Annotated in this window: 32 protein-coding genes; 12 read left to right on the top strand and 20 right to left on the bottom strand. The window is 66.5% G+C overall.

The features are described from left to right. Positions 1 to 23: 23 nt before the first annotated feature. Positions 24 to 2,861, bottom strand: coding sequence for a DEAD/DEAH box helicase (locus tag C448_RS11245; protein ID WP_004054916.1), 2,838 nt, complete (start codon positions 2,859 to 2,861; stop codon positions 24 to 26). Between the two features lie 111 nt (positions 2,862 to 2,972). Here C448_RS11245 and C448_RS11240 point away from each other — a divergent pair, with 111 nt between their 5' ends. After that, positions 2,973 to 3,251 carry a hypothetical protein gene (locus C448_RS11240; RefSeq protein ID WP_004054913.1) on the top strand — a complete coding sequence of 93 codons (279 nt, stop codon included), beginning with the start codon at positions 2,973 to 2,975 and terminating at the stop codon, positions 3,249 to 3,251. Here the strand turns inward: C448_RS11240 and C448_RS11235 are convergent. Genes C448_RS11235 through C448_RS11220 form a run of 4 tightly spaced genes read right to left on the bottom strand, consistent with a single transcriptional unit; the run spans position 3,236 to position 8,336 of the window. Continuing rightward, entirely contained in the window at positions 3,236 to 3,994 is a 759-nt protein-coding gene (locus tag C448_RS11235; RefSeq protein ID WP_004054910.1) for a metallophosphoesterase, read from the bottom strand. The two genes, C448_RS11240 and C448_RS11235, sit on opposite strands and share 16 nt — an antisense overlap. Then, entirely contained in the window at positions 3,994 to 5,595 is a 1,602-nt protein-coding gene (locus C448_RS11230; protein ID WP_004054907.1) for a hypothetical protein, read from the bottom strand. The genes C448_RS11235 and C448_RS11230 overlap by 1 nt, the downstream gene beginning before the upstream one ends. Beyond that, positions 5,592 to 6,884: a Single-stranded DNA binding protein gene (locus C448_RS11225; RefSeq protein ID WP_004054906.1), complete on the bottom strand. Its 1,293-nt coding sequence runs from the start codon at positions 6,882 to 6,884 to the stop codon at positions 5,592 to 5,594. The genes C448_RS11230 and C448_RS11225 overlap by 4 nt, the downstream gene beginning before the upstream one ends. A 45-nt stretch (positions 6,885 to 6,929) precedes the next feature. Next, the gene (locus C448_RS11220; protein ID WP_004054904.1) at positions 6,930 to 8,336 is read right to left on the bottom strand and encodes an LVIVD repeat-containing protein; all 1,407 of its coding nucleotides are present in this window, start codon (positions 8,334 to 8,336) and stop codon (positions 6,930 to 6,932) included. A gap of 161 nt (positions 8,337 to 8,497) precedes the next feature. Here C448_RS11220 and C448_RS11215 point away from each other — a divergent pair, with 161 nt between their 5' ends. After that, positions 8,498 to 9,160 (top strand): 2,5-diamino-6-(ribosylamino)-4(3H)-pyrimidinone 5'-phosphate reductase, encoded by a 663-nt coding sequence (locus tag C448_RS11215; RefSeq protein ID WP_004054902.1) that lies wholly within the window; start codon positions 8,498 to 8,500, stop codon positions 9,158 to 9,160. On the opposite strand, the gene C448_RS11210 is transcribed toward C448_RS11215, so the two are convergent. Continuing rightward, on the bottom strand, positions 9,161 to 10,207 hold the full coding sequence (locus C448_RS11210; protein WP_004054900.1) for an NAD(P)/FAD-dependent oxidoreductase: 1,047 nt from the start codon (positions 10,205 to 10,207) through the stop codon (positions 9,161 to 9,163). It lies immediately after the preceding gene. Positions 10,208 to 10,284: 77 nt separating this feature from the next. Here C448_RS11210 and C448_RS11205 point away from each other — a divergent pair, with 77 nt between their 5' ends. The 6 genes from C448_RS11205 to C448_RS11180 all read left to right on the top strand — a co-directional run bounded on the left by C448_RS11205 (position 10,285) and on the right by C448_RS11180 (position 13,164). Further along, positions 10,285 to 10,569, top strand: coding sequence for a DUF357 domain-containing protein (locus C448_RS11205; protein ID WP_004054898.1), 285 nt, complete (start codon positions 10,285 to 10,287; stop codon positions 10,567 to 10,569). A gap of 52 nt (positions 10,570 to 10,621) precedes the next feature. Then, positions 10,622 to 10,897 (top strand): ArsR/SmtB family transcription factor, encoded by a 276-nt coding sequence (locus C448_RS11200; protein WP_004054896.1) that lies wholly within the window; start codon positions 10,622 to 10,624, stop codon positions 10,895 to 10,897. Between the two features lie 55 nt (positions 10,898 to 10,952). Beyond that, positions 10,953 to 11,264: a hypothetical protein gene (locus C448_RS11195; protein ID WP_004054893.1), complete on the top strand. Its 312-nt coding sequence runs from the start codon at positions 10,953 to 10,955 to the stop codon at positions 11,262 to 11,264. Between the two features lie 314 nt (positions 11,265 to 11,578). Continuing rightward, positions 11,579 to 12,559: a transcription initiation factor IIB gene (locus C448_RS11190; protein WP_004054891.1), complete on the top strand. Its 981-nt coding sequence runs from the start codon at positions 11,579 to 11,581 to the stop codon at positions 12,557 to 12,559. Positions 12,560 to 12,602: 43 nt separating this feature from the next. Continuing rightward, complete coding sequence (locus C448_RS11185; protein WP_004054889.1) at positions 12,603 to 12,782, top strand: DUF7836 family putative zinc-binding protein; 180 nt, start codon at positions 12,603 to 12,605, stop codon at positions 12,780 to 12,782. A gap of 142 nt (positions 12,783 to 12,924) precedes the next feature. Further along, on the top strand, positions 12,925 to 13,164 hold the full coding sequence (locus C448_RS11180) for a UPF0058 family protein (protein WP_004054887.1): 240 nt from the start codon (positions 12,925 to 12,927) through the stop codon (positions 13,162 to 13,164). A 59-nt stretch (positions 13,165 to 13,223) separates the two neighbouring features. Here the strand turns inward: C448_RS11180 and C448_RS11175 are convergent, their stop codons facing one another. Further along, positions 13,224 to 13,691, bottom strand: coding sequence for a DUF555 domain-containing protein (locus C448_RS11175; RefSeq protein WP_004054884.1), 468 nt, complete (start codon positions 13,689 to 13,691; stop codon positions 13,224 to 13,226). A gap of 84 nt (positions 13,692 to 13,775) precedes the next feature. On the opposite strand from C448_RS11175, the gene C448_RS11170 reads away from it, so the two are divergent. Genes C448_RS11170 through moaC form a run of 4 tightly spaced genes read left to right on the top strand, consistent with a single transcriptional unit; the run spans position 13,776 to position 16,979 of the window. Continuing rightward, the gene (locus C448_RS11170; protein ID WP_004054882.1) at positions 13,776 to 14,684 is read left to right on the top strand and encodes a DNA-3-methyladenine glycosylase family protein; all 909 of its coding nucleotides are present in this window, start codon (positions 13,776 to 13,778) and stop codon (positions 14,682 to 14,684) included. A gap of 59 nt (positions 14,685 to 14,743) precedes the next feature. After that, complete coding sequence (locus C448_RS11165) at positions 14,744 to 15,019, top strand: acylphosphatase (protein WP_004054880.1); 276 nt, start codon at positions 14,744 to 14,746, stop codon at positions 15,017 to 15,019. A 38-nt stretch (positions 15,020 to 15,057) separates the two neighbouring features. Beyond that, positions 15,058 to 16,482 (top strand): bifunctional ADP-dependent NAD(P)H-hydrate dehydratase/NAD(P)H-hydrate epimerase, encoded by a 1,425-nt coding sequence (locus C448_RS11160; RefSeq protein ID WP_004054878.1) that lies wholly within the window; start codon positions 15,058 to 15,060, stop codon positions 16,480 to 16,482. Next, positions 16,479 to 16,979, top strand: coding sequence for a cyclic pyranopterin monophosphate synthase MoaC (gene moaC, locus C448_RS11155; protein WP_004054876.1), 501 nt, complete (start codon positions 16,479 to 16,481; stop codon positions 16,977 to 16,979). The genes C448_RS11160 and moaC overlap by 4 nt, the downstream gene beginning before the upstream one ends. Positions 16,980 to 16,991: 12 nt before the next feature. Here moaC and C448_RS11150 read toward each other — a convergent pair whose 3' ends face one another. The 13 genes from C448_RS11150 to C448_RS11090 all read right to left on the bottom strand — a co-directional run. Continuing rightward, positions 16,992 to 17,717: an HNH endonuclease gene (locus C448_RS11150; protein ID WP_004054874.1), complete on the bottom strand. Its 726-nt coding sequence runs from the start codon at positions 17,715 to 17,717 to the stop codon at positions 16,992 to 16,994. Positions 17,718 to 17,865: 148 nt separating this feature from the next. Continuing rightward, entirely contained in the window at positions 17,866 to 19,158 is a 1,293-nt protein-coding gene (gene hflX, locus C448_RS11145) for a GTPase HflX (RefSeq protein WP_049916281.1), read from the bottom strand. 116 nt (positions 19,159 to 19,274) lie between these two features. Continuing rightward, a complete protein-coding gene (locus tag C448_RS11140; RefSeq protein ID WP_004054870.1) occupies positions 19,275 to 20,195 on the bottom strand; it encodes a hypothetical protein in 921 nt (306 codons plus the stop codon). A gap of 15 nt (positions 20,196 to 20,210) precedes the next feature. After that, on the bottom strand, positions 20,211 to 20,606 hold the full coding sequence (locus C448_RS11135; protein ID WP_004054868.1) for a hypothetical protein: 396 nt from the start codon (positions 20,604 to 20,606) through the stop codon (positions 20,211 to 20,213). Between the two features lie 116 nt (positions 20,607 to 20,722). Continuing rightward, positions 20,723 to 21,448, bottom strand: a complete 726-nt coding sequence (locus C448_RS11130; RefSeq protein WP_004054867.1) for a ribosome assembly factor SBDS — start codon at positions 21,446 to 21,448, stop codon at positions 20,723 to 20,725. Between the two features lie 70 nt (positions 21,449 to 21,518). Further along, complete coding sequence (gene psmA, locus C448_RS11125; protein ID WP_004054866.1) at positions 21,519 to 22,274, bottom strand: archaeal proteasome endopeptidase complex subunit alpha; 756 nt, start codon at positions 22,272 to 22,274, stop codon at positions 21,519 to 21,521. A gap of 9 nt (positions 22,275 to 22,283) precedes the next feature. Further along, on the bottom strand, positions 22,284 to 22,766 hold the full coding sequence (locus C448_RS11120) for an Rpp14/Pop5 family protein (protein ID WP_004054865.1): 483 nt from the start codon (positions 22,764 to 22,766) through the stop codon (positions 22,284 to 22,286). 2 nt (positions 22,767 to 22,768) lie between these two features. Continuing rightward, positions 22,769 to 23,398 (bottom strand): class I SAM-dependent methyltransferase, encoded by a 630-nt coding sequence (locus tag C448_RS11115; protein WP_004054863.1) that lies wholly within the window; start codon positions 23,396 to 23,398, stop codon positions 22,769 to 22,771. Next, entirely contained in the window at positions 23,382 to 24,089 is a 708-nt protein-coding gene (locus tag C448_RS11110; protein WP_004054862.1) for an RNase P subunit p30 family protein, read from the bottom strand. The genes C448_RS11115 and C448_RS11110 overlap by 17 nt, the downstream gene beginning before the upstream one ends. A gap of 1 nt (position 24,090) precedes the next feature. Continuing rightward, a complete protein-coding gene (locus tag C448_RS11105; protein ID WP_004054859.1) occupies positions 24,091 to 24,516 on the bottom strand; it encodes an RNA-binding protein in 426 nt (141 codons plus the stop codon). A gap of 31 nt (positions 24,517 to 24,547) precedes the next feature. Then, a complete protein-coding gene (locus C448_RS11100) occupies positions 24,548 to 24,727 on the bottom strand; it encodes a hypothetical protein (RefSeq protein WP_004054856.1) in 180 nt (59 codons plus the stop codon). Positions 24,728 to 24,796: 69 nt separating this feature from the next. Beyond that, positions 24,797 to 25,339, bottom strand: coding sequence for a DUF6789 family protein (locus C448_RS11095; protein ID WP_004054855.1), 543 nt, complete (start codon positions 25,337 to 25,339; stop codon positions 24,797 to 24,799). Between the two features lie 60 nt (positions 25,340 to 25,399). Then, positions 25,400 to 26,007, bottom strand: a 608-nt coding sequence (locus C448_RS11090) for a hypothetical protein (RefSeq protein WP_004054853.1), incomplete at its 5' end; no start/stop codon positions are given.

The raw sequence follows: 26,007 nt of genomic DNA, 5'->3' as shown, positions 1-26,007 counted from the left end.
CCACGAGACCGCCCAGCGACGGCCTACCCCCAAAAAGACTGTGTGCGTGCATACTGGCGCTCCTGAGAGAGGATATCCCGGTAGAAGTCGTCCTCGTTCTCGCGGAGTTTGGCGATGATGCGGGCGGCGTTGTGCGGACCGACGCCGCGGGCGGCGAGCGCGATGACCGCCTGCTTGCCGTGGCTCTGGACGAGCGTCGCGGCCTGGTACGCCCGCTCGGTCTGCTTTTCCTGTTCGTCGTCCTTCTCGCCGGTTTTGATCGCCTCGACGACCTCCTCGGCCCACGGGTTGAGCGCCGCGATGCGCGTCGAGCCACAGAGCGGGCATTCGGGCTGATCGGGGATCCGCCGCACCTCCTGCGTGCGCTCCCACTCCTGGCAGTGCAGACAGAACAGTCGCATTCGATCCTCCTGGATCCGCTCTCGCACCGTGTCGATGACGCTCGCGTCGGCGTTCTCGGGCGCGAGCAGCTCCTTGCCCGACGAGCGCCCGTCGATTCCCACGGGGGTGTGTCCGCTGTGGGTCACGAGGTCGATCTCCTCGGACTGAACACCCGCGAGCACGTCGCCGGCGTCGTCGATCGAGAGATCGTCGTGAAAGACCTCGCGGACGGCCTCGTCGTAGACCGGCGTGTCCTGGAGCGCCGCGAGCAGCCGTCCGCGGCCGAATCGACTGTCGCTCTGCCAGGATTTGAGCGCGCCGAACGTCGCCGCGACCTGTGCGAGTTTGAACTTCAGCGCGTCGGAGTTCTTGAGGCTGAGTTCGATGAGCCCCGCGACGTGCTCCGGTGCTGTCTCGTTCAGGATCTCGACGACATCGCTCCCGCGCACCGCGCGCGGCACGTCGAGTTCGATGCGATAGGGGTCGATCTCCATGCCCACGGAGGAGCCGGTTCGCTGGCCGAGCAGCGCCGACAGAACCCTCCCGAGGGTCTCGTTGGTCGTGTGGCCGAAACAGGCATTCACGACGATCGACCGGGGTTCGGATTCGACGACGATCCGATCGCCCGTGGGCATCGGACCATCCGCCTCGATCTGCTTTTCGAGCGGGTCAAGCGCCTCGCTCGCAGTGAACTCGTCGGTCGGATAGCGGTCAGCGAGATCGTCGGCCACCGCAGCCCGCGACGCGCCGTCGGCGAACGACTCGCCGACCGTTCCCCGGATCTCGCCGACCTCGCCGGCGACCGCTCGCGGTACCGGGATCTCTTGGCCGGTCCACGAGGGGATCTCGCCGGCGGGGTCCTCGATCGGGCTGACCTTCACCTCGCTCTCCTCGTCGTCGACCTCCGCGATGCGCCACATCTCGCCGCGCTGGATGAACGTCTCGCCCGGGCCCGCGAAGTTGACGACGAACCGTTCGTCGAGCGTGCCGATCGTCCGCCCGGAGGCGACGTCCGAGACCGTGTACGTCTCCTCGTCGGGGATCATCGAGAGGTTGGCGTAGAAATACTGCCACGACCCGCCGGACTTTTCGAGCTGATCCTGCTCCTCGTCGAGCCAGAGGATCCGGTTGCCCGACAGCTCGCGGACGATCTCGCGGAACGTCTCCTCGCCGAGATCGCGGAACGGGTAGGCACGCGTGACGATCTCGTAGGCCTGGCGTGCGCCGATTTCGCCGAAATCCATGACGAACCCGACGATCTGGTTGGCGACCGTATCCAGGCTGCCGTGGTGGATCTCCGCTGGCTCGACCAGCCCTTCGTGGGCGCGCCGGCAGATGGCGAGCGCTTCGAGCGTGTCGTCTGGTCGGGTGGTCAGCACGGTGCCAGACGAGAGTCGGTCCGAGCGATGGCCTGCCCGGCCCACCCGCTGGAGGAGGCGTGCGACCTCGCGCGGGCTCTGGTACTGGATCACGTGATCGACGCGGCCCACGTCGATACCGAGCTCCATTGACGAGGTACACAACAACCCATCCAGTTCGCCGGCTTTGAAGCCGTCCTCGACCTCGATCCGGGCCTCCTTCGAGAGCGAGCCGTGATGGACACCGATAGGAAGATCGAGCGCGTTGCAGCGCGAGCCGAGCGCTTCGGCCGTCTGGCGCGTGTTGACGAAGATCAGTGTGGATTCGTTGTCGGCGACGAGATCACGGATCGCCCGAACGTGGCTCGCGAGGTCGGGATCGCTCGCGAGCTCCGCCGCCAGCGTTTCGTCCTCGTCGGTGACCCGTGGCTTGCGCACTCGGACATCGAGCCGGCTGCCGACGTCGACCTCGATGAGCGCGCACTCTCGCCCGCCGGTGAGGAACTTCCCGACCTCGCCGGGATCGCCGACGGTCGCCGACAGGCCGATGCGCTGGAACTCCCCCGCGAGCTCGCGGAGGCGTTCGAGCCCGATCGTGAGCTGCGCGCCGCGTTTCGACGCCGCGAGCTCGTGAACCTCGTCGATCACGACGTGCGAGACGTCCCCGAGCGCTTTGCGGAGCTTCTTCCCCGTGAGCATCGCCTGGAGCGTCTCGGGCGTGGTCACGAGCACGTCCGGCGGGTCCTCGGCCTGCTTCTGGCGGTGGTACTGGGTCGTATCGCCGTGGCGCACGTCGATGTCGAGCTCCAACTGTTCGCCCCACCAGTCGAGCCGGTCGCGCATGTCGCGGTTGAGCGCCCTGAGCGGGGTGATGTAGAGCGCCTGCATCCCGAACCGGTCCTCGCCCGCGAGCGCGTCGAACACCGGGAGCATCGCGGTCTCGGTCTTCCCTGTGCCCGTCGGTGCGATCACGAGCCCGTCCTGCCCGTCGGCGAGCGGCGGGATCGCCTTGCGCTGTGGCTCGGTCGGGGTCGTGAACCCGCGCTCGGAGAGCGCTGCCCTGACCTGCTCGCCGAGATGTGTGAAGGCCGCCAGATCGGCGGCGGCCTCGCTATCTGCCATTGGATTTTCTATGGGTGCGAGCCGATTAAGAACTCCGTTCCACGCCGTACACACCGATACACTGATTCCTCCGTACCCACCATTTTTCACATCATCCTGTGTATTGGGAACATGGAGGTCGAACTCCTCTATCCGGCTTGTCTCTTCGGTGTCGGGAGCCTCATTTTCATCCAGTCGCTCGCTGAGCTCCTCGTCCGGCGTCGTCTATGGCTCGGTATGGGACTGCTCGTCGGGAGTCTCTCGCTTCTGCTCGGTGTGGGAATCGACGCACTGGGGCTCGGCAGCGATACCGGAACGGTGGAACCGGCGAGCGTCGTGCTCGTCACCATCGCATTCGTGCTCGTCCTGGGTGGGACTGTGGGACGATTCGTCGATTACAGTCGCGCGTAATCGCCGAGACGCGTCCCGTCGAGCAGATACGCCTCGCCGTTCGCGAGCCCGTCGGGCAGAAACGGCGCGAGGAACTCCTGGCCCTCGACGTTCACCCACGTCCCACCGGAGAGATCGTTGAACGACGGGAACACCACGAGCTCGCCGTCGATCGCCAACTCGGTGTCGTGGTGGTCCTCGAATTGCTCCGGCGCGAGCGACCCACGGAGCCACGCACGCTCGGCCCGACTCCCGCCCCCCTCGTCTTCGAGCCGGACGGTCGGGTGTTCGTGGCCGATACAGACCACATCCGCTTCGAGCACTCGCTCGCTCGGCCAGGTGTGTCCGTGGGCGAATCCCACGCCGCCGACACGGATGCCGTCGGTGGGCGTCACGGTCACGCCGAACTCCTCGGCGAGCGACTCGATCTCGCCGTCGTGGTTGCCCTTGACGAGCGTGACTGGAACGCGCTCGGCGAGCGCGGACAGCAGCGTTTCGAGCTCCTCGCGCTCATCGCCGCGCGAACCGCCAATCGAGTGGGCGAGATCGCCGAGGAACACGACCCGTTCGGGTGCCGTCGTCTCGACGAGCGAGAGCACGTGCCCGCGGCGTTCGTCGGCCTGGCTCGGTAGCGAGACACCCTCCCACCGGAGTGCGGCTTCGAGCCCGGCGTGGTAGTCCGCGATGCAGAGCACGCGCTCGCCGCACTCGACGACGGCGGCCGGTTCGCCCGGAATCGGCTCGACGCGACCCTTCCCGCCCATCAGATCGGTTTGAGCCTGTCGTCGTCGGGCTCGTAGCACTCGCCGCTCATCAGCGCTTCTTGGATCCCGTCGTCGGCCGCTTCGGGCGTGAGACCGTACTCCGCGACGGCATGCTCGACGACCGCCTCCCGATCGACGCCGTCGCCCTCGTTCAGCGCCGCCATCGCCGCGACGACCGCCTCTTCGGGATCGGGATCGTCCTCGGCCGCTTCCGACTCATCGTTCTCACCGACATCGTCGGTTCCATCGGTTCCGTCGTCAGCGGCGGCTCCGGCGCTTTCGCCTTCATTCTCGCGCTCTGACGCAGGTTCGGTATCGGGAACGGAATCGGTCGATTCGGGACCCGCTTCGTCCATCTCCTCGGGTCCCGGCGTCTCGATATCGGCTTCGCCCGGCCCACCCACCTCGGCGGCGCTCTCGAAGTCGGTGCCGAACTCCTCCTCGATCCGCTCGCGCTCGTCGGGATCGATCTCGAACTCCTCCGGATCGTCGACGTCGGCCTCGATCGCTTCCTCGTCGTCCGTCTCGATGACCCCCTCATCATCCGCCTCTGGAGCGATTTCCTCGTCGGTTCCGCCGATCTCGCCGAACGGCTCGTCGGCTTCGTCCCCGCTCTCGTCTCCGTGTTCGTCTTCGGATCGTGCTTGCTCCGTCGTTTCGGCGGGTTCGGGTTCGTCGAATTCGCCCTCGGCATCCGGTTCGGCTTCGATGCCCGTTTCGCGCTCCGTATCACCCGTCGAATCCGTTCCGGATGTGATCCCGTCGTCCGTATCCGTGCTCTCGGCCGCAATCTCGTCGTCCGTCCCGATCGCTGGCTCCGCGTCGGCTTCATCACCGGTCGCGATCGCCGCGTCGGGGTCGCTACCGTTTTCCGAATCAGCTGGTTCGGAACGTTCGACCGCTGCATCGCCCCCGGTCGATCGGCCTTCCGGTGCGACGTCGAGCGGGCCGACTTCCTCGCGCTCGCCAGCGACCACTCGCGCCGCGTCGAGTGCGAGTTCCTGGGCGGCGTCGAGATACGCCGGCGTCGTGTCGTAGTGAGCGAGCGCGCGCGGGACCCCGGCGGCCAGCCCTCGTTCGATACCCTCGTCTTCGAGCGCATCGCGGAGCGCATCGCCGCGCTCGTCGCGGTCGCGCGCCGCGCGCATCGTCCGGACGCGTTCGAGGGTCAGTTCGGCGGCATCGACGGCGAAGCGGTCGCGCGTGGCGGCGTCGACCTCGTTCAGGCTTTCCGGTCGGATCGAGGTGAACACCCGATCGGAGTCCTCGGGCTGGAACGTCCGCGCCTTGCCCGCGACGGCGACGAACGCAGGGGTCTCGGCGCGTTCGAGGAAGGAGAGCGCCTCGGGCTGGTACTGGCCGGCGTAGACGACGAACGCACCCGTGGGGTCGACGACCCGGGCGCGCAGCTGCTCGTCGTTGACTGCCTCGATCTCGGTGAGGACACCCACGGCGAACAGGCGGTTGAGTCGCGCGCCGGTCGGCGTCACGACGTAGTTCGGTGCGCGCTCCTCGTCGCTCTCGGCGTACGAGAGGGTCGCATCGTCGAACTCGGCCGCGAAGACCCGATAGGCGGTCTCGCGGTTCGGCCGGCTGCTCATTCGGCCACCTCCGCCCCGCCCGCCTCGTCGACCTCGGCGAGCAGCGTTCGCGCATGCTCGGCGGGGTCGTCGTCGCGGGGCGCGAACTCCGTCGCTTCCAGGTTCGCGCCGTAGTCGTCGATCGAGAGCGTGCCCCGCACGCGGAACTCGTGACCGACGATCGACTCGCGTATCTCGTCGGCCACCACCTCCTGATCCATCGCGTCCCGGGCGGCCTCGCGCGCGTCCTCGACATCGCCGCCGTAGACCTCTTCAGTGAGGTCGGCGTCGAGCACGGCCGTGAGCGACGCCGTCCCGTCGTCGACGATGGCCTTCACGCGCAGGTCGTCCTCGCCGTCGACATCGCCGTGTGCGCGGCACTCACCCCGCTGGATGACGCGCCCGCACTCCGGGCAGCGCTGGATGAGTCCGGAGCCGTCCCGGACCGCGAGCAGGCTGCCGGTGATCGTCACGTCGAACAGCCCGCCGGTGGCGATCGCCTCGTGGACGCTCATCCGCGGTGCGTTCTCGCCGCCCTCGATCGTCTCGTCGAGCGGCTCGATCGTCGAGAACTCGGCGACGTTCACCGAGGGAACGCCACGAAATTCGCGGACGTAGGCGTTCTCGATGCGGACCGAGGCCCCCTCGTCGATTCCTTCGTGGGGGTTCCAGTCGGTGAACGGCAATCGTCCCGACTCGTCGGCGACGACGCCGCTCAGGATCTCCGTCTCGCCGTCGCGTCCGTCGATGACCTTCTCCTCGACCTCGGCGACGCGAACCGCGAGCGTGCGCCCGCGATCGCCCGGCACGAGCTCCGCGAGCGTGCTTTCGCCACCGATCTCGTAGGGAACATCCAGGTGATCGTCGGCGAACGCGACGGTCGTCTCCGAGCCGAGGTTGAGTTCGGGATTACCCTCCCACTCGCGGACGCCGGCCCCGTGTGCCTCGATCGTATCGCCCGGCGCGAGCTCGAAGTCTTCCCAGGCCGTGTAGGAGATCTTTCCTGATTCGTCGGCGAGCTCACCCTCGAAGATCACGAGCTCGTCGCCCTGGTAGCGGATCGAGCGCTTGCCGACCGTGAGCACTCGCCCGCGAACCGTCACCGAGCCGTCGCCCGTCGAGACGTCGGCGATGGCCTTGCTCGCAGGGGCTCCACCATCCGTGTCGTCGCCGTACTTCCGCCGGAGACTGTTCTTGGCCTCCTCCATCGGTACGCTGTACTCCACCAGGTTCTGCAGATCCGCTTTGACCTCCTCTTTGTCGACACCGAGGGCGGAGGCGAGCTCCTCGGCATGATCGTCGAGTGTCATCACCTGTCTTCGGAGCGGAACGAACTAAAGCGTTCGCGCCCGCAGTCAGTCGTTCTCGGTCGTGCTCGCCGCCGTCTCGGTGCCGGCGACGCCGTCGATGCGGTAGGTGTAGATCCCGGTGAAGAGATCGCTCGTCAGCGCGAACCCGCGCTTTTGGTTGTACGTGGCGCTGTAAGCCATCGGCGGCTCGCCGAACACCTGGAGATCCTCTGCCGGATTCGGCACCGCGGGCGCGTCGGTGCGCTGGCTGTCGATCGGATGCGGGTCCGTCGGATCGGTGATGTCGTAGAGAACCGTGCCCTCGTGCCAGTCGCCGCTCACCACCAGCGTGGCGTCCGCCAGCGGAACGATATCGAACTGGTGGCCGGTCCAGTCGAAGCGTTCTGTCTGATCGTCCGTCCCGTCGTCGCCCGATTCCATGCGCTCGGCGTTCGGCGAGACGGTGAACCCGATGGGGATCGGGTTCTCGATCGAGCCGTCGCGCCAGCCGATGTCGAAGACGTGTTTACCGCCCGGCGTCCCGTAGGAACGTTCGTCGCCGACGACCACGAGATCGCGGTGCGGGTCGGGCAGCGCGTAGTGGCAGTTCCCGAACGCCTCCTCGCCGACCTCGCTGTTGGCGTAGGAGGGATGCTTGTCGTAGTCGAAGTGACCCACCTGGTTCGGCTTCAACGGGTCGCTCGCGTCGAGCAGCACGTAGCCGTCGGCCATCTCGCCCATGTACGCACAGTGGAGCAGTTCGCGTTTCGCGTCGTAGACGACGTCGTGTGCCAGGCCGGGCGGGCCGGCGGTGCCGTGCTGTTGTGGCGAGCGTGGATCGGAGACGTCCCAGACGTCGATGCCGCCGATGTTCGGATCGTCGCCGTAGTTGACCGCGTAGACGACCGATTCGTTCGAGCGAACGAACAGGTTGTGCGTCCCGCTGGCGTTGAGTTCGCCGATGACCTGTGGCGATTCCGGCGTTCCCTCGGCGAACCCGTAGTCGACGATCTGGACGCCGGAGTCGCCGGCCGGGTGGTTGCTCCGACAGTATAGCCCCTTCTTAGGTCCGAACTTGACGTCGAGACAGCGCACGCCGTCGTCGGCCGGGAAGTGATGAACGAGCTCGGGCGCGCTCGGGTCCTCCAGATCGACGAGATAGCTTCCGGTACCCGAAAACCGGGTCCCGACGGCCGCGTAGCGCCCGTCGGGGCGAACGGAGCCTTCGGCGAACCCGCCGACCGACGAGGAGAGCTGTGACCGGCCCACCTCTCCGAGCCGCCAGGTCGATGGTGTCGGCGTCGCGGCTGCGTTCGTCCGTGTTCGCTCGGCGGTCGTGGTCGCTTGAGTTTCGTTCGAGCCGTTGACGGCGCTCTCGCTCGGTTCCATCTGGAGCGCACCGTATGCCGCACCGGAACCGATACCGACCACCCCGAGAGCCTTGAGCACCGCTCGACGAGTCGTCCCTGCCATGCTGTTCGGTAGAGTCGAACGCCACGCGCGCACTTATCTCCTCCCGTTCGTCCATCCGCGCTGCAGACGCCGATTTCGACGCTTCTGACGGCTCACGATTCGATCCCGTCCACATCCCATGGCATCGAAAGCGGCTTTCGGGGTCGTCGGCTACCGTCTCCATGCACGTCGTGGCCAACGCAGCGATGAGTGCCGACGGCAAACTCTCCTCGCGCCGGCGCGAGCAGGTCGTCATCAGTGGCCCCGACGATTTCGCGCGCGTCGACGCGCTTCGGGCGTCCTGCGACGCGGTGCTCGTCGGCGGCGGGACGGTACGCGCCGACGATCCCCATCTCACCGTCGAGGATCCCGACCTGCGCGCGGAGCGTCGTGAGGCCGGCAAACCACCCCACCCCGCTCGCGTGGTCGTCGACACGCGTGCTCGTACACCGCCGGACGGCCGCGTGCTCGACGACGCCGCCGTGAGCTACGTGCTGGTCGGCGAATCGGCACCCGAAGATCGACGCACTGTGCTTCGAGACGCTGGTACGGAACTCCTCGTCGCCGGCGACGAGCGGGTCGATCTTGCGGTGGGGTTCGCCGCGCTCGAAGCCGAGGGGATCGACCGACTGCTCGTCGAGGGTGGCGGCGAGATCCTCTTTTCGGCGTTCGAGGCGGGACTCGTCGACGAACTGTCGCTCTTCGTCGGCTCGCTCCTGATCGGTGGTCGCGATGCGCCGACGCTCGCCGATGGTATGGGGTTCGTCGATGAATTTCCGGCTCTCGACCTCAAAGACGTCGAGCGCGTCGACGACGGCGTGCTCTGTCGCTACGCCGTCGAGTGATCAGTCGTCGGATTCGGCCAGCGGTGCCGTCTGCGCTTCGTCCGCATGGGTTTCGAGATACGTGTCGGCGTCGAGGGCGGCCTTGCTCCCCATCCCGGCGGCGGTCACGGCCTGCTGGTAGTGGTGATCGACCACGTCGCCAGCGCCGAAGATACCGGGGACGTCAGTGTGGGTCTGGCCGCCGCCCGTACCGCCCGCGGTGGTGAGATAGCCGGCGTCGTCCATCTCGACGCTCGTGTCGCGGAGGTAGTCGGTGTTCGGGGTGTGACCGATGGCGAGGAAGACGGCCCCGACGTCGAAATCGAACTCCTCGGTCTGTGGATCGTCGCGCTTCTCGCTCGGATGACCCTCGGGATTGGTGAGTAGCGAGACGTCCTCGACACCCTCCTCGGGCGAGCCACGGATCTCGGCGAGCTCGGTGTTCCGCATCACTTCGATATCGCCCTCCTCGACGTGTTCTTCGAGGCGCTCGATCCAGTAGTCCTCGGCGCGGAATTCCTCGCGCCGGTGGACGAGGTGGACCTTCGAGGCGAACTTCGTGAGGAAGGTCGCTTCCTCCATCGCGGCGTCGCCGCCGCCGACGACGAGCATCTCCTCGCCGCGGAAGAACGCGCCGTCACACGTGGCACAGGTCGAGACGCCGTAGCCCATGAGTTCGTCCTCGCCGGGGACGCCGAGCGTGCGCGCGCTCGCGCCGCTGGCGACGATGACGGCGTCGGCCGTGTAGCGCTTGCCGCTCGCGAGCGTGAGCTCGTATGGACGTTCGGCATCGTCGATGGATTCGATGACGCCGTGTTCGATCTCGGTGCCGAAGCGCTTCGCCTGTTCTTTCATCTCGTTGATGAGCTCCGTCCCGCCGATCCCCTCGGGGAATCCAGGGTAGTTGGCGACGTCGGTCGTGAGCGTGAGCTGACCGCCCGGTTCGTCGCCCTCCAGGACCAGCGGGTCGTTGTTCGCGCGTGCAGCGTAGATGGCCGCCGTCAGTCCTGCGATGCCCGACCCCGTGATGACGAGCCGACGATGGACCGGCTCCGCGTCCTCGTTCATACATTTGGTTGACGGTCCGCGAATAACTACCTTGTGCTGTCGCGGGAGTTTAGGGGGCTGTCCCCCTCGGTCGAGCCATGCCTGCAGATCTCGCGGAGAAGACCGACCGATACGAACGGCTGCTCGCCGACGCACTCGACGCGGCGACGATCGCGCCGCCGTCGGGGACGCCGCTGGCCGAGTCCGCGGCCGATTACGAGGAGATGGCGCGCTCGTATCTGGAGGACGGACGACACTTTCGCGCCAGCGACGACCCCGTGAACGCGCTCGCGGCGTTTTCCTACGGTCACGCGTGGCTCGACGCCGGTGCGCGCATCGGGTTGTTCTCGGTGCCGAACGAAGGTGATCTTTTCACGGTTTGAGAACAGATGCGGTCGGTGCGCTTACAAGGGGTGGGTGTGTCAGTTTCCTTCGATGGAGGCCGTTCTGTGGTACGTGCTGACCGGGACACGCGGTGGCACGAACCGCGTGCGTATTCTCCAAGCGCTCGACGAACGGCCACGTAACGCCAACCGTCTCGCCGAGGAGCTCGATCTCGACTACAAAACCGTCCGTCATCATCTCGACGTGCTGGAGGAGAACAACGTCCTCGAAAACAGCGGTGACGACTACGGCGCGATCTATCTCCCGACCGAGCAGGCGCGCCATCACTGGGAGACGATTGAGGAAATCATCGACGAGGTGAACTGAATATGGTCCGATTTGGGAAAGAGTATATGCACGCAAACGAGGTATGTTGGGATAGATGGCGGCTCTGATCGACGCGATGCGCGTGTTCAGCGCGCTGAACGTGCTGCTGCTCCTCGGACTGGGCTACGTCTGGGGGCGGAACTTCCTCCAGTTCCGCTCGAAGCACACCCTCGGCCTGCTGGTCTTCGCAGTCTTGCTGCTCGCGGAGAACGCACTGGCGATCTACTTCTTCGTCTTCCACAACACGCTCACCCTCTGGGTGACGAACCCCGAGCTTGTCCCGCTGATCGCCCAGGAAGCGATGCTCGCGCTCCGGCTGTTCGAGTTCGGCGGCGTCGCCTTCCTCACGTGGGTCACGTGGGACTGAATGTGGCACGGTGCCGTCGAAGGTGTTCGATCGGAAAACGCGCAAGGAACTGCAAGCCCATCGCTATCATTGCTCGCGCACGACCCCCTGCCGTGAGCAGCGTCGTCGGTACGTCTACCCGGAAAAGCGCCGCGATAAGCGGTAGTTTAACCCCCTCCACACAGACGGCGTCGAGAGGGCGTGAGGCGACCGATTTCGACGGTGTGTAACCGGTAGCTTTAAGTAGTTTACGAGCTAACGTATTGTCAGATACCGAGTTCTGGGAGTGGGCGCGACCGATCCCCAGCAGCCAACCGCATCCGAATCACAAACCCATGAGCGATTCAACAACACGAGTCAACGAGCGAGAACGAACCGACGAGAGCGAGGTCGAGGAAGAGGAAGTCGACGAAGACGAGCTCGTCTGTCCCGAGTGTGGCGGCCGGCTGGCCGCCGACAGCGAGCACGGCGAGACCGTCTGTACGAACTGTGGGCTCGTCGTCGAGGCCGACGAGATCGACCGCGGTCCCGAGTGGCGAGCATTTGACTCCGCCGAGCGCGACCAGAAGTCGCGGGTCGGTGCCCCGACGACGAACATGATGCACGACAAGGGGCTGTCGACGAACATCGGCTGGCAGAACAAGGACGCCTACGGCAACGCGCTCTCCTCGCGCCAGCGCCAGAAGATGCAGCGCCTGCGCACCTGGAACGAGCGCTTCCGCACGCGCGACTCGAAGGAGCGCAATCTGAAACAGGCGCTCGGCGAGATCGACCGCATGGCGAGCGCCCTGGGGCTTCCCGACAGCGTCCGCGAGACGGCGTCGGTCATCTACCGCCGTGCGCTCGACGAGGACCTCCTGCCCGGGCGTTCGATCGAGGGTGTCTCGACCTCGGCGCTCTACGCGGCGGCCCGCCAGGCTGGCACGCCCCGGAGCCTCGACGAGATCGCCACCGTCTCCAGAGTGGGGAAGATGGAGCTCACCCGGACCTACCGCTACGTGGTCCGCGAGCTGGGCCTGGAGATCCAGCCGGCCGACCCCGCGAGCTACGTGCCGCGGTTTGCCTCCGATCTCGAACTCTCGGAGGAGGCCGAGCGGCGCGCGCGACAGCTCCTCGAAACCGCCAAGGACGAGGGGATCATCAGCGGCAAGAGCCCCGTCGGGCTCGCCGCCGCCGCGGTCTACGCCGCCGCGCTGCTCACCAACGAGAAGGTCACGCAGGGCGCGGTCAGCGAGGTCGCCGACATCTCCGAGGTCACCATCCGAAACCGGTACAAGGAGCTGCTCGAAGCCGAAGGCGACGTGATGGCCGCCTGATCGACGCGAACCTTTTTGTACTCGTCGCGTGTTGAACGGTGACATGGACGAAGCAGCCGTCCAACTGTTGTGTCCGGAATGTGCGAAACATTGGCGCGAGACGCCGCGCGAGCTTCCGGCGGGCGGGTCGACGTTCCACTGTCCGAACTGTCACGCGAGCTATCGTATCAGCGAGTTCATGCGAACCGATCGCGATCTCAACGCGTTCAAACAGTTCCAGTAGTCGGACGAACCGTGTGAGGAACTGCATTATCATCGATGACAATCACCGCCGTGAAACGGCCGTTCACGGCGTTTTTCGCCTCCGTATGTTAACGAGAGTCAGGATACTACTAATATCCTCCAGTCACTAGGGACATGTGCCCATGAAAAAGCAGGAGCTTATCCACCTCCACGGCCTGCTTGCAGAGGTACGTAAGCATCACGAAGCACGGACGGGGAAATCGGCCGACTACGACTCGTACGAATCGCTCGGCGTCCGGCCGACATCGATTCACCAGTCGAAGACAGACCACAAAGCCGCCGTTTTCGCGCTCGCTGACGGTATTACAACCGATATGCGACGAACCGAAAGCGAGGAGACGGTTCCGGCGGCCGCCGACTGAGACGAGCGAACGGCAGACAACCGCGTTCTCCGGTCAGCAACGTTCCGTAGCGCCGCGGTTCACTCTTCGAGCAGCTCGTCGAACTCCGGCAGTAGATCTTCGTCGCCGTCGTCTTCGTCACTGGCATCGTCCTCATCGCTGGTGTCATCCTCGTCAGTGGCGATGTCGTCGTCATCCTCGGCTTCGTCGTCGCTTTCGAGGACCTCGATTTCGAGGACGTCGAGCGGGATGTTTTCGAGGCGTTGGCCGATCTCCTTGCGCGCGATGCGGGCGGCGTGTTCCTCGCGTTCGACGCTGAAGACGGTCATTTCGAGTTCGAGTGCGACGAGCGCTTCGTCGGCGACGATGAAGGCCGGTTCCAACTCCTCGCCGGCGGGCGAGCTGCGCGAACCCATCTCGATCTCGACGTAGCTCAGATCGGGGTTGAGCATTCCGCCGGTCTTCGAGATGGCGATGCGGACGGCCTCGTCGGGCGTCTCGACATCGTAGACGGGCACGGCGGCCTCGACGACGACTCGACAGTCCATGTCGGCCGTTCATCGGCTGATAGTATCAACGTTGGGTCGCCGAAGTCGAAAGGGCCAACGACCACCCGTTCGTCCACCATCGTGATGGAGACCGGCAGCCTCGACCTCGACGAAGTGGCGGGCGACTTCGATCTGCAGGCCACGCTCGAAAGCGGCCAGAGCTACGCGTGGCAGCGTGCGGACGGCCGGATGTACGATCGCCCGTCGGCCGTCGGCGGGTCGGCGTGGTACGAGACGGTGCTCCCGGCGACCGTCACCGGCGAGCACGAGGTGATCCGCACCCGGCAGATCGACGGTCGGCTCGACTGGGAGGCGACGACCGACGCGACGGAGCTGCTCACTCACCGACTGCGACTCGACGACGATCTCGACGCCATCCGCGAGGCGACGCCGGCCGAACCGCTGATCGAGCGTGCGTTCGACGCCTACGAGGGGCTGCGAGTGGTCCGCGATCCGCCGTTCGTCTCGCTCGTCTCGTTCATCTGCTCGGCACAGATGCGCGTGTCCCGCATCCACGGGATGCAGCGCACGCTCGCCCGCGAGTTCGGATCGGCGATCGAGTTCAACGGTGAAACCTACCACGCCTTCCCGACGCCCGTGCAGTTGGCCGACGCCAGCGAGGCGGAACTGCGCGAGTGTTCGCTCGGCTATCGAGCGCCCTACGTCGAGCGGACGGCCGAACTCGTCGCGAGCGGCGAGGCACACCCCGAATCGGCCAGCGGGATGGCCTTCGAGGAGGCTCGCGAGTATCTCAAGCAGTTCGTCGGTGTCGGGGACAAGGTCGCCGACTGCGTGCTCCTCTTCGCGCTCGACTACCTCGAAGCCGTCCCGCTCGACACCTGGATCCGGCAGGCGATTTCCGAGCATTACCCCGATTGCGATCGCGGCTCTTACGTCGAGACCTCGCGGGCGATCCGCGAGCGCTTCGGCGGCGACTACGCGGGCTACGTCCAGACGTACGTGTTCCACTACCTGCGCGGCGGGGTCGAGTGATCGTCGGGCCCCATCCCGGGAGCCGGACCGCTTTTGCTCGTCGCCGAGAGATCCGATCCATGAGCGAGATCCGTGCCCACGTGTTCGTTTCTGGTCGCGTCCAAGGCGTCGCCTATCGCGCGAACACCCGCGACACCGCCCGCGAGATCGGCGTCGATGGCTGGGTGCAAAATCTGAACGACGGCCGCGTCGAGGCGGTTTTCGAGGGCAAGGAAGGAGACGTCGAGCGGATGGTCGAGTGGTGCCACAACGGCAGTCCGGCCGCCGCGGTCGAGAGCGTCGACGTCGAATATGGCGACCCGGAAGGACTGTCCGGGTTCGAGATTCGGCGGTAGTCCGCACGCTTAATTCGCCGGCGGTCGATGCTGGTCTCATGATCGACACCGACCGGATGGCCGCCGTCGACGAGAACGCGGCGGCACTCGGCGTCTCCAGGAAACAGCTGATGGAATCGAGCGGTAACGCCGTCGCCAGTGCGGTCCGGGACATCGCCGAGCCGGACGCGCGCGTGACGATCGTCGCCGGCCGGGGCAACAACGGCGGTGACGCGTTCGTCGCCGCGCGCTTTCTCGACACGTACGACGTGCGAACGCTGCTGCTCGGTCGCGCCGAAACGGTCACGACCGAGACCGCCCGCGAGAACTGGGCAGCGCTCGAACAGGCTGGCTACGAGATCGACGAAGTGCGCGATTCGCGAAGCCTCGATCTCGGAAGTCCGGACGTCGTCGTGGACGCGATGCTCGGCACGGGCATCACCGGCGAACTCCGCGAGCCCGAGGCCACGGCCGCGCGCGCGATGAACGACTCCGACGCGACCGTTCTCTCGGTCGACGTCCCCTCCGGCGTCGATGCCGACACCGGCAAGGGAGGTGCGGGAGCCGTCGATGCCGACCACGTCGTCACGTTCCACGACACGAAACCCGGACTCGGCGCGCTCGACGCGGATATACGGGTCGCCGACATCGGGATCCCACGGGCTGCCGAGCGATTCGTTGGGCCGGGCGATCTCGCCGTCGAGCGCGATCCACACGGCGAGAAGGGCGATGCCGGGCGCGTCTTCGTCGTCGGCGGCGGTCCCTACACCGGCGCGCCGGCACTCGCGGGGCAGGCCGCGCTCCGGGCGGGTGCCGACCTTGCCTTCGTCGCCGCCCCCGAGCGGGTGTTCGAGCCGATCGCGGGCTACGCCGAGGACCTCATCGTCCAGCCCTATGAGGCCAATCGGCTCGGTCCCGACCACGTCGATGGGTTGGTCGAGACGGCGACCGATCACGACGACGTCGTGGTGCTCGGGCCGGGACTCGGCAGCGCCGACGAGACCCACACGGCCGTCGAGGAGTTCCTCCGACAGTTCGACGGCCGGGCGGTCGTCGATGCCGATGCACTCGCCGTCGTCCCCGAGATCGAAACGGACGCGACGCTCGTCTGCACGCCGAACCGGAAGGAACTCGCCGCGATGGGCGGCCCCAACGTCGACGACCTCAGCGAGCACGTCGACGAGATCGAGTCCTTCGCCGCCGATCTCGGCCACGTCGTGCTGGCGAAGGCGAAGGACGACGTGATCACCGACGGCGAGCGGACGCGGATCTCACGGACCGGAACGCCCGGGATGACCGTCGGCGGGACCGGCGACGTGCTCGCCGGGATCACGGCCGCGCTGCTCGCGACGCGGGAGCCGTTCGAGGCGGCCAGCGTCGCACCATACGTCAACGGCCGGGCGGCCGAGCAGTTCTCCGAGAGCGGGCTGCTCGCCTCCGAACTGCTCGACGGGATCCCGCACGCGATGGAGGCGGACCGATGAGCGACGACCCGGGCGATGCGAGCGACCTGACCCACACCACGACCGAAGGCGACGCACAGATGGTCGACGTGGGCGCGAAACCCGACAGCGCACGCCGGGCGGTCGCCCGCGGCACGATCCACCTCCGGGAGTCGACGGTCGCAGCAGTCGCCGACGACGGGATCGAGAAGGGGAACGTCCTCGCGACCGCGCGCATCGGCGCGATCCGCGCCGTCAAACACACGTGGGAGACGATCCCGCTCTGTCACCAGATCCCCATCACGAACGTCGAGACCGAGTTCACCCTTGATGACGACCACGTGACGCTCACCGTCACAGTCGAGACCACTGGGAAGACGGGCTGCGAGATGGAGGCCCTTCAGGGTGTGACGACGGGACTCAACACCGTCTGGGATATGACGAAAGCCGCCGAGAAGGACGAGGATGGCCAGTATCCCGCGACGGCAATCGAGGGCGTGCGGGTGCTCGAAAAGGAGAAGACGCTCGACGAAAACTGAGTTCGTTCTCGATCAGTTTCCGCCGAGCGGCCGGATCTCGCTCTGGCCGTCGAGCACGAGCTGTGTGTCGCCGTCGTACTCGTTCGTGCGCCCGCCGATCAGGCGGTAGCGTTCGTTTTCGTGCATTCTGCGGAGCCCGTTGTCCGCCCAGATGACGAACCGGATCAGCGTCACGTCGTCGTCACGACTACTGTCGACCGGCGCGAGCAGCCCGACCTGCTGGACCGACGACGAGGAACTGTTCCACAGCGTCGCGACCCGTGCGTCGGTGCTGACGCCGCGATCGGTCGGGAGAGCGGGCAGCGAACCGACCGGGGTGAGCTCGATCTCCCGGCCGTACTTGTCGGTGACGCTCTCGGGACTGCTGGTGAGCAGGTTGAACAATACGGGAACGACGAGCAACACGCGGAGCACGCGCCACGTCAACGACCGCGTGTTCCGGCGCTCCCAGTCGCGTGCTCGTCGTTCGAGTTTCCCGTTGCCGGCGTGTTTGTCGGCGTGACAGGTCGGACAGAGCGTCTGGAGGTTCGACAGCTCGTGGCCGCCGCCGTTGGATTTCGCCACGATGTGGTCGATGTCGAAGAAGACGTCGTCGACGCGCGTGCTCTTGACACCACAGCCCTGACACGTGTAGCCGTCGCGGGTGAGCACCGCCTTCCGTCGGCCGTCCCAATCCGGCGGATACTCGTTGCTCGTGTAGTCGTCGTACGCGGGGTTGTAGCTCGTCTCCGTCGCCATGATCTGTGACGTTCGGCGAACGTTTCGTCCGTGACAAGAAGCTACCGGGATCATCGTCCGTTCGGCTGCTCGCTGTCTCCGGATTCGAACCGGACACACGACCCCTTCGGACCAGTGACGGTCGACGACCCCGACACCGACCGAGCGCTCAGGCCGACTCGGCCGGCACGGTGAGGTTTGCGGCGCGATCCCGACTCTGCTCGACGACCGCCGGGCGCGCGGCGAACGTGACCGTGACCTGCTCGCCGTAGGAGACGTCCTCGACGCGGGCGTGATCGTGGATCCAGGACACGAGGCTCATCGTTCCGTCGCCCATCGGCAACACGAGCCGCTCGCGTTCGTAATCGGGAAGTTCGCCTTCGACGCGTTCGAGCAGCGCCCCGACGTCGTCGCCCTCGGCGGCGCTGATCGGCACGGGATTGGGCGCGAGCGCCGACAGCGCCTCGCGCTTTTCGGCCAGCTCGTCGGCGTCGACGCGGTCGGTCTTGTTCAGAACGGTGACGATCGGGGCCTCGTTGCGCTCGTAGAGCGTGTCGTGGGCGGTGACGAGCTTCTCGCGCATCGTCTCGGTCGGCTCGCTCGCGTCCACGACCAGGAGCACGAGATCGGCGCGGTAGACCGAATCGAGCGTCGACTTGAACGATTCGACCAGCCAGTGCGGGAGATCGGAGATGAACCCCACCGTGTCGGTCACGAGCACCAGGCGATCCATCGCCGCCCGGCGCGTGGTCGTCCCGAGCGTCGTGAACAGCCGATTCTCGGATTCGGCGGTCGAATCGAGATCCGGATGGAGCCCCTCGTTCTCGTCGATATCGACGTCGGCAGCGAGCCGGCGCAGCAGCGTCGACTTGCCGGCGTTCGTGTAGCCAGCCAGCGCCACGAGATCGAAGCCGGACTCGCGGCGCTGTTCGCGTCGATGGGCTTCGGTCTCCTCGATCCCGTCGAGCTCCTCGCGGATCGCGCTGATCTGCGCCTTGATGTCCTGCTCGCGCGATTCGTCGTACTCGCCGAGCCCCATGAACCCCGGGCGCTCGTCGCGCTTGGCGAGGCTCGTCTTCGCCTCCGCGCGCGGGAGTTCGTATCTGAGTTCGGCGAGTTCGACCTGGAGCTGGGCCTTCTTCGTCTCCGCGCGCTGGCCGAAGATCTCGAGGATCAGCCGGAACCGATCCAGCACTTCGGTGTCGCCCGGCAGACGCTGGCCGAGGTTGTAGATCTGGTACGGGCCGAGCCGGTTGTCGAAGATCACCGCCGCCGCGTCCCGATCGCGGACGAGCGCCGCGAGCTCGTCGGCCTTCCCCTCGCCGAGATGGAGCGCGGCGTCTTCGGTCCTGGTCTGGGTGAGCGTGCCGACGACCTCGTGGCCGGCCGCCGCCGCGAGATCAGCGATCTCACCCGTGTCGGCGCTACCCGAATCGACCCGCTTTGCGATGATGACCTTCATGTGGTGGCTCGACGCGTGGCGTCGGTCGGTCGGAAATATGGCTCCATCCCCTTTCAATCCCGGGTCCGATCCGTCGCGTCCGTCGCCCGCCATCGACCGAGCCGATCGATGCGTCGTCAGGTTTGTTCCTCGGGCGGAACGAACGGACCGACCGAGACCGTATAGCGCGCGATCGTGGCGAGCCTGAGCATGTAGCTGAGGAGGATCGCGAGCGGCAACAACACGATCGCGATGGCAGCGCTGACGACGACGGGCAACAGCGGCTGTGCGACCGTCGCGCTCGGGACGGTCGTATAGATAGTCGTGGCGTAAAACGCGACGAGCAGGATGGGGATACCGAGGGTGGCCAGCCGTCGAGAAAGCCCCGCGAGGTCCTGCTGGATGGCGATCGTCTTGAAGAACTGCCGGGCGACCGCGACCGCTTCCAACAGCTCCGTCACCGCGTCGAGCTCCTCGGTCGAGCGGTCGTCGTGCGTCCGGCGGATGGCCTCCGTCTCGGTCAGGCGCTGTGCGTAGGCCGGCCCGACCAGCGTCGAGACGATCGCCATCGTGTCCTCGGTGCCAGCGACCCCTTCGAGGCGTTCGGCGTAGGAGTCGATGGCCGAGCGGTATTCCTCGATCTCGTCGGTCGTCTCGCCGTCGTAGTTCGCGGCGAACGCTTCCACCCGCTCGCCGAGCGTCTCGCCGATGAGCGCGAGGAACGCCGCCGGGTCGTTCGGACTCGTGGCGCGACCCGTGAGCTCCGCGACCGATCGCCGGAACTCGCGCGTACCGTCGAGGCGATCGGTGAGATCTTCGACCGTCCCGAACACCCGCGAGAGCACCAGCTGGTTCACGGTGAGCGTGATCGTGATGACCGAGAACAGTCCGGAGACGACGCCGCTGCTGAACATCGACGAGACGGCACTCGCCGGCTGGAACGTGATGAGTCCGAGCTGCGTCGCTCCGAACGTGATCAGGAAGGCCATGGCGGCGAGCAGAACGGAAACGAGCAGTCGATTACCGTCGATGAGGATCCACTTCGAGAGTTTGTTCATGATGAGCGTCTCCAGTCAGCGCAGCGAATCGCCGGTAATCGTCGCGTTGCGCGTCTCCACCACGGTACCGTTGACGGTGTTGGCGGCGACGACGGTTGCGGACCCGTCGGGCGGCAGGAGGACGGCGGCACTCGACTGGCCGCTGTCGAGCGTGGTCCGGTGGAACGTCTCGCCGTTCGGAGCGACGACGAGAAGTCGATCGACGCCCTCGTCGGTCGTCGCGTTCGGAACGAGACTCAGCTTTGCGTTCACCTGCCCGATCGCCACCGACCCGCTCGCGGACGCCTCCGCGAACACCGCCGATTCAGTCGTGTTCAGCTCGACGGCCGGATCGGTCGTGAGACAGCCGCTGGTCACGAGAAGTGCGCCGAGGGCGACGACGGCCAACAGCCGCACTCGCGAACCCCGCATCACTCAGTATGTCGGCCGTAGACCGGCGGTTCAGCGCTGTCCGTTGCTCCCGATTCGTTCGTCATGAACTTCCCTCACGCGGCATCGGTATGAGCGTACTGCCTTCGGTGGCCGGCTCACCGGGTGCGAATGTCCTCCTCGTCACGCACTTTCTTGGTCTCGCCTTCGCCCGCCGACTGTTCGCTGACGAGTTCGTAGAAGTCGTTCTGCAGGCCGGCGGGGAACTCGACGACGCCGATCCAGGAGCCGTCGTTCTGCCACTCCTCCCTGACGAGATCGCCGAACTGGCGGATCTGTGCCTGCGCGCTGCCGGCGTGTTCGGCGGGGATCTGGGCGGCCATCGTTACCTCCTCGAACCGGATGGGGATCACGGGGCGCAGCGCGTCGAGCGCGTCGTCGATCTGGCTTTCGACAGGGTCCATCGCGTCGATCCGGAAGTCGGTCTCTTCGAGCGCCGACTCGATCCGATCGGGTGGGTGGGGTGCGCCGTCCATCTGCGGGTTGACGGCGTTGCGTGCGATGGTGTTGATGAGCTGTTTGCGCTTTTGGGCCTGCATCTCGCGGCGCTGCTCGGCGGTGATCTGGATCTCGCCCTCACGGATCACTTCGGGGATGATCTCCAGCGGCTCGGTCGTCCCGAACACCTCCTCGACGTCGGCCTCGGCGGGGCGATCCCCGTGGGAGGCGTCCTCGAAGACGTCTTCGGCGGCGATCACGTCCTCGAGATCGCCCTCGAACTCGCCGCGGTCGATGGAGAGCGCCGCATCGGGATCGACGAGCACCTCGAAGCGTGCCCCGTGCGATTCGAGGCGTGCCGTCACCGCCTCGTCGAGCGATATCATGCCACCCTCTGGGGGGCGAAGCTACAAGTCGTTTCCCATCGCGAAAAAGCGCGGCCCGTCGGCGTCGAGGTTACTCGTCGGTGTCCTCGTCGTCGCTCTCGAAGAGTTCGTACTCGTCGAGATAGGAGTCGACCTCGTCGTCGGGGAGCTCCGCGAAGCGCTCGGTCTCGACGTCGATCGTGGCGACGCCGATACCCTCCGGCGTGAGGCCGCCGTCGACGGATTCGGCGAGCGTTTCGAGGGCGAGGCCGATGCCGCCCTGGAGATCCATCGACTCCTGATGGTTCTCTTCGAGATACTCGATCATCTCGCTGCGGCCGGAGCCGATCGCGAGCGCCTGCCACTCCGACGACGTGCCCGACGGATCCGTCTCGAACAGCCGCGGCTCGCCGTCCTCGATGCCGCCGATGATGAGCGCCACGCCGAACGGGCGTGCGCCGCCGACCTGCGTGTACTGCTGGATGTGGTCGGTGACCTCCTTGGTGATCGTCTCGACGCCGATCGGCTCGCCGTAGCGGAGCTGCTCGACCTGGGCCTGGCGGCGCGCGAAGTCGATGAGCTGGCGGGCGTCGGCGACGTGGCCCGCGCTGGCGATGCCGATGTGATCGTCGGCTTTGTGCATCTTCTCGACGCTCTCGCGCTCCATCAGCGGCGAGCGGAAGCGCTTGTCGACGGCGAAGACGACGCCGTCGTCGGTCTTGACGCCGATGCTCGCGGTGCCACGCTTGACGGCCTCGCGGGCGTACTCGACCTGATAGAGTCGCCCGTCCGGCGAGAAGATCGTTATCCCGCGGTCGTAGGCCTGCTGTTGGGATTGTCCCTGCATAGTTAGTGGTTAGTCCGAGGTATCGAGTGTTGTCGCCCCCACGAACCCACTCTCCGAGTCGATCTCGACCCGATCGCCCCGCACGGTCGCGGGCCGTCGTGCATCCGCGAACGCGACGTTTCTCTCGGCGGATTCTCGGGCCGCGCGACCTTTATACCTTTCCTCACAGGCGCGTATCGTTCCGCTCACGCCGAGCACTCGGATGCCGACCGGCGCGTCGCCGACGGTGTCGACACAGGCGATCGCGGCCCGTGCCCGTTCGACCTCACCGTGGCGCACCCGGACGACCGCCAGCCCTGATCCATCGTCCACGTCGAAATCGATGACGCTGAGGTCGGCATCGGCGCTGCCCGGATCGCCGAGGAGGTTCTGGGCGGCGTACCAGCACTCGCGCTGGAAGTCGCGTGTGCCGAAATCGCCGTCGGGCCACGACTCGACCCCGACCGCGAGATAGCGCCGGCGCGGGCGGAGGTGTTTCGGCAGGTGTTTCACGCTTACTCGTCCGCCGCTGCGCTCCCGTCGGCGCGCTCGGCGACGAGCACGCCGACCTGGTCGTGAACGCGCTCGACCGCCGTGAGCGAGAAGCCCGCGTCCGTCAGCGCATCCGCGAGCGTGCCGACCGTGGCGGGATCGTCGACGTCGGGCGAGTAGAAGGGTTCGTCGGGGTCGGGCTCGCCGAAGAACATCACGTCGCCGAGCACGAATTTCCGGGGACCGAGGGCGGCGATCGCCTCGATCGCCTCGTGCTTTTCCCCGTCGTCCAGGTGGTGCATCGCGAAGTTCGAGACCACGACGTCGACCGATTCGTCGACACCCGGTTCGCGAAAGCTCCCCTCGCCGAACGCGACGTTCTCGATGCCCGCCTCCGTCGCCTTCGACCGGGCTTCGTCCATCATCCCGTCCGAGATGTCCCGGCCGACGACCCGCGTGGCGTCGCCCGCGAGCGCGAGCGCGATGGCCCCCGTTCCGGTGCCGAGGTCGAGCACGGTGTCGTCGGGCTCGGGTGCAGCGTGTTCGACGACCAGCGACGCACAGGCGCGGTATTCGGCGCTGTCCTGGTCCTCGTCGTAGCTCCCGGAATGCTCGTCGAAGCGTGCGGCGTGTTCCTCAATCGTCTTCTTCATATCTCCCTCTGCGGACGCCCGGCCCAATGAACGACTCGCTTAGGCGCTCGCGATTGCGAGCAGCGAGACGACCCCACTCGGCGAGCCCGCGCGCGACCGCCTCGCGATCGAAGCCGATGACGTCGCCGAGCGCGAGCAGCTCCCGTGGCGCGCGCAGTTCGAGATGGCTCTCCGGACTTGCGCTCACCACGTACGGTGCGTCGTAGTAGGCGACGATCTCGCGGAGCTTGCGGAGATCGCCAAGCGCCTGGACGCGCCGGCCGCCGCTCGTCCGGAGAACACGCCCGAAGTCGAACTCGAAGCGCACGCCGTTTCGCTTTGCCGCTCGTGCGAGCACGTGGTTGACGTCGCCGTCGGCCATCGGCCGGGCGAGAACGTCGACGCGGGGCTCCTCGCAGGCGAAGCGGTTCAGCGCGTCGGAGCCCTCGACTACGACCAGCGTGTGCTCCTCGCGATGCTCCTTGACTCGCGCACTCGCCGCCGATCGACTCTCGCCGCCGATCTCGACCGCATCCACCACGTCGATGTCGTACTCGTCGGCGATCTCACCCCTCTCCGGGCCATCGTCGAACGCAGCAGGACTGTTGCGAACGACGATACCCGAGAAATCGTACTCTGCGGCCGTCAGCGCGAACCGTGCGGCGGTGCTCTCGCCGTCGGGATACGCACGGACGGCCTCGTATACGTCCATCTTACGCCCGCGATTCGAGCGCGTCGGCGGCGTTCTCGACGGCCGCCGCCTTCTTCGCGGGGTAGGCCTCGACCTTCGCGCGGAGTTCGATCCCTGGACCGCGCTCGACTCGTCCGCCGTAGGCCGCCTGTTTGTCGAGCCGCAGGAACAGCGAGCAGTTCTCATCGACGCGCTCTTCGAGTTCGGTGCGGATCGCGTCGAGGTCGATCGCGGCGAGTTCGTCGAGCACGTGGCGGATCTCGTCGGCGTTCTCGACGCGAGCCGACAGCACGATGATGCGATCGCCGTTGAACCCCTCGTTTTCGATACGGTCGATCGCGACCTCGTCGGGGAGGAACTGACGGAGCGCGCCCTGGACGCGCGCCTCGTCCTCGGTCGCATAGCAGAAGGTCCGCAGGTCGATGTAGTGGAACGGAACGCCGCTCATACCCTCGCTCCGTTCTCGGGCGACAAACGCCTTACTCCTCGGCTTCGAGCGAGTCCTCGGGGACGCCCGCCTCCTGACCGTCCTCGAAGGTGACGGTGTAGGTCGCGTCGCCGAACATCGTCTCCATCACCTGGGTCACGGTGCCCGTCTCGCCGTCGTACTCGCTGTGCTCGTCGTGCAGGACGACCTCGTCGTCTTCCTCGAAGCTCATGGATCGCGTTATCGGACGGGCGGATAAAAGCGCCGTGTTTCGCCGTGAACGGCCGTGCGCCGCGCCCGATCAGGTTTCCTTGCTCACGCTCATCGTGTCCGTCGTGACGAACAGCAGCTCCGTCCGCTGGGCGACGACCGAGAACACGAGTCCGAGCAGGACCCCGTAGGCCCAGTGGGCCAGCAGCGTCAACAGGAGGTAGAGCACGAGCGCCAGTCCGGCCTGTGAGCTGTAGAAGGCGACGAGGAAGCCGGTCCACATGATGGTGGCGAAGACGAACCCGCTCTGAACCATCGTCCGACCGGGGAGATAGTCGTTGAGCACGGCGAACAGCAGCGGCCACGTCGTCATGCCGCCGCCGGCGAAGATGACGTAGCCGAGCAGCGCGTTGTCCGGCCGTCCGAGGCCGAGATAGGCGAGTTCCGAGAAGGCCGCGCTGTCGATGACGCCGAGGGCGATCCCGGCCCAGAGGATCGGTGCCATCGCGAGCAGGCCGACCCCGCCGGCGATCGCACCGATGACGCCGCCCTTGACCACGGCGACGACGTCGTTTTCGGCCTCGCTCTGTGACTCGCCCGCGATCGCCGCGATGACCGAATCGGACCGTGACATACGCACACATAGTGGGCCAAAAATAAAAGTCCATCGCGCAAACGACCGACGACAGTCGATTCAGCCGTAGGAGTGGCCCTCGTTGCGCTCGGCGTTCATCCGCCGGATCGCCCCACAGGCCGTGCTCGCGTCGTAGCCGAACAGGACGTCCTTGGCGTAGGCGTCGGCGACCTCGGCGGCGTGGATCAGCTCGTCGAGATCGATATCGGGCGCGTAGAGCTCGATCGAGAACGGTGTGCTGAGCGCATCGAGAAAGCCCTTGGCGATGATCTCGATCCAGTAAGTCGTCGAGTAGGCCATGTCGTACAGCGGGACGACGAACTCGTCGACGTACTCGGAGAGCTCGTCGAAGTCGATACCCGAACGCTCGACGAGATGGCCGGGATACGGGTCGGGATGGAGCGTGAGATACAGTCGCCCTGGCACGCGCTCGGCGGCATCGGCGACGAAATCGGTGATGAGCTGGCGACGCCATTCGAGCCGGTCGTCGAACGAGCTTTCGGCGAACTGCTCCATGCACCGATCGCAGAAACAGTACTCCGGACGGGGAAAGCCCACGTCGTCGAGGCGGATGTCCCCGCTGACCGCGGCGGCGTCCGCGATCGTTTCGAGCAGGCCCTCGCGATAGCCTGGATGGGTCGGACAGACGTACGCCCAATCGAAGTAGC

The sequence above is a fragment of the Halococcus morrhuae DSM 1307 genome, assembly GCF_000336695.1.
GTDB classification, from domain to species: Archaea; Halobacteriota; Halobacteria; order Halobacteriales; family Halococcaceae; genus Halococcus; species Halococcus morrhuae.
The sequence above is the reverse complement of the archived record's forward strand: the minus strand, read 5'-3'. Positions and strand labels throughout refer to the sequence as shown.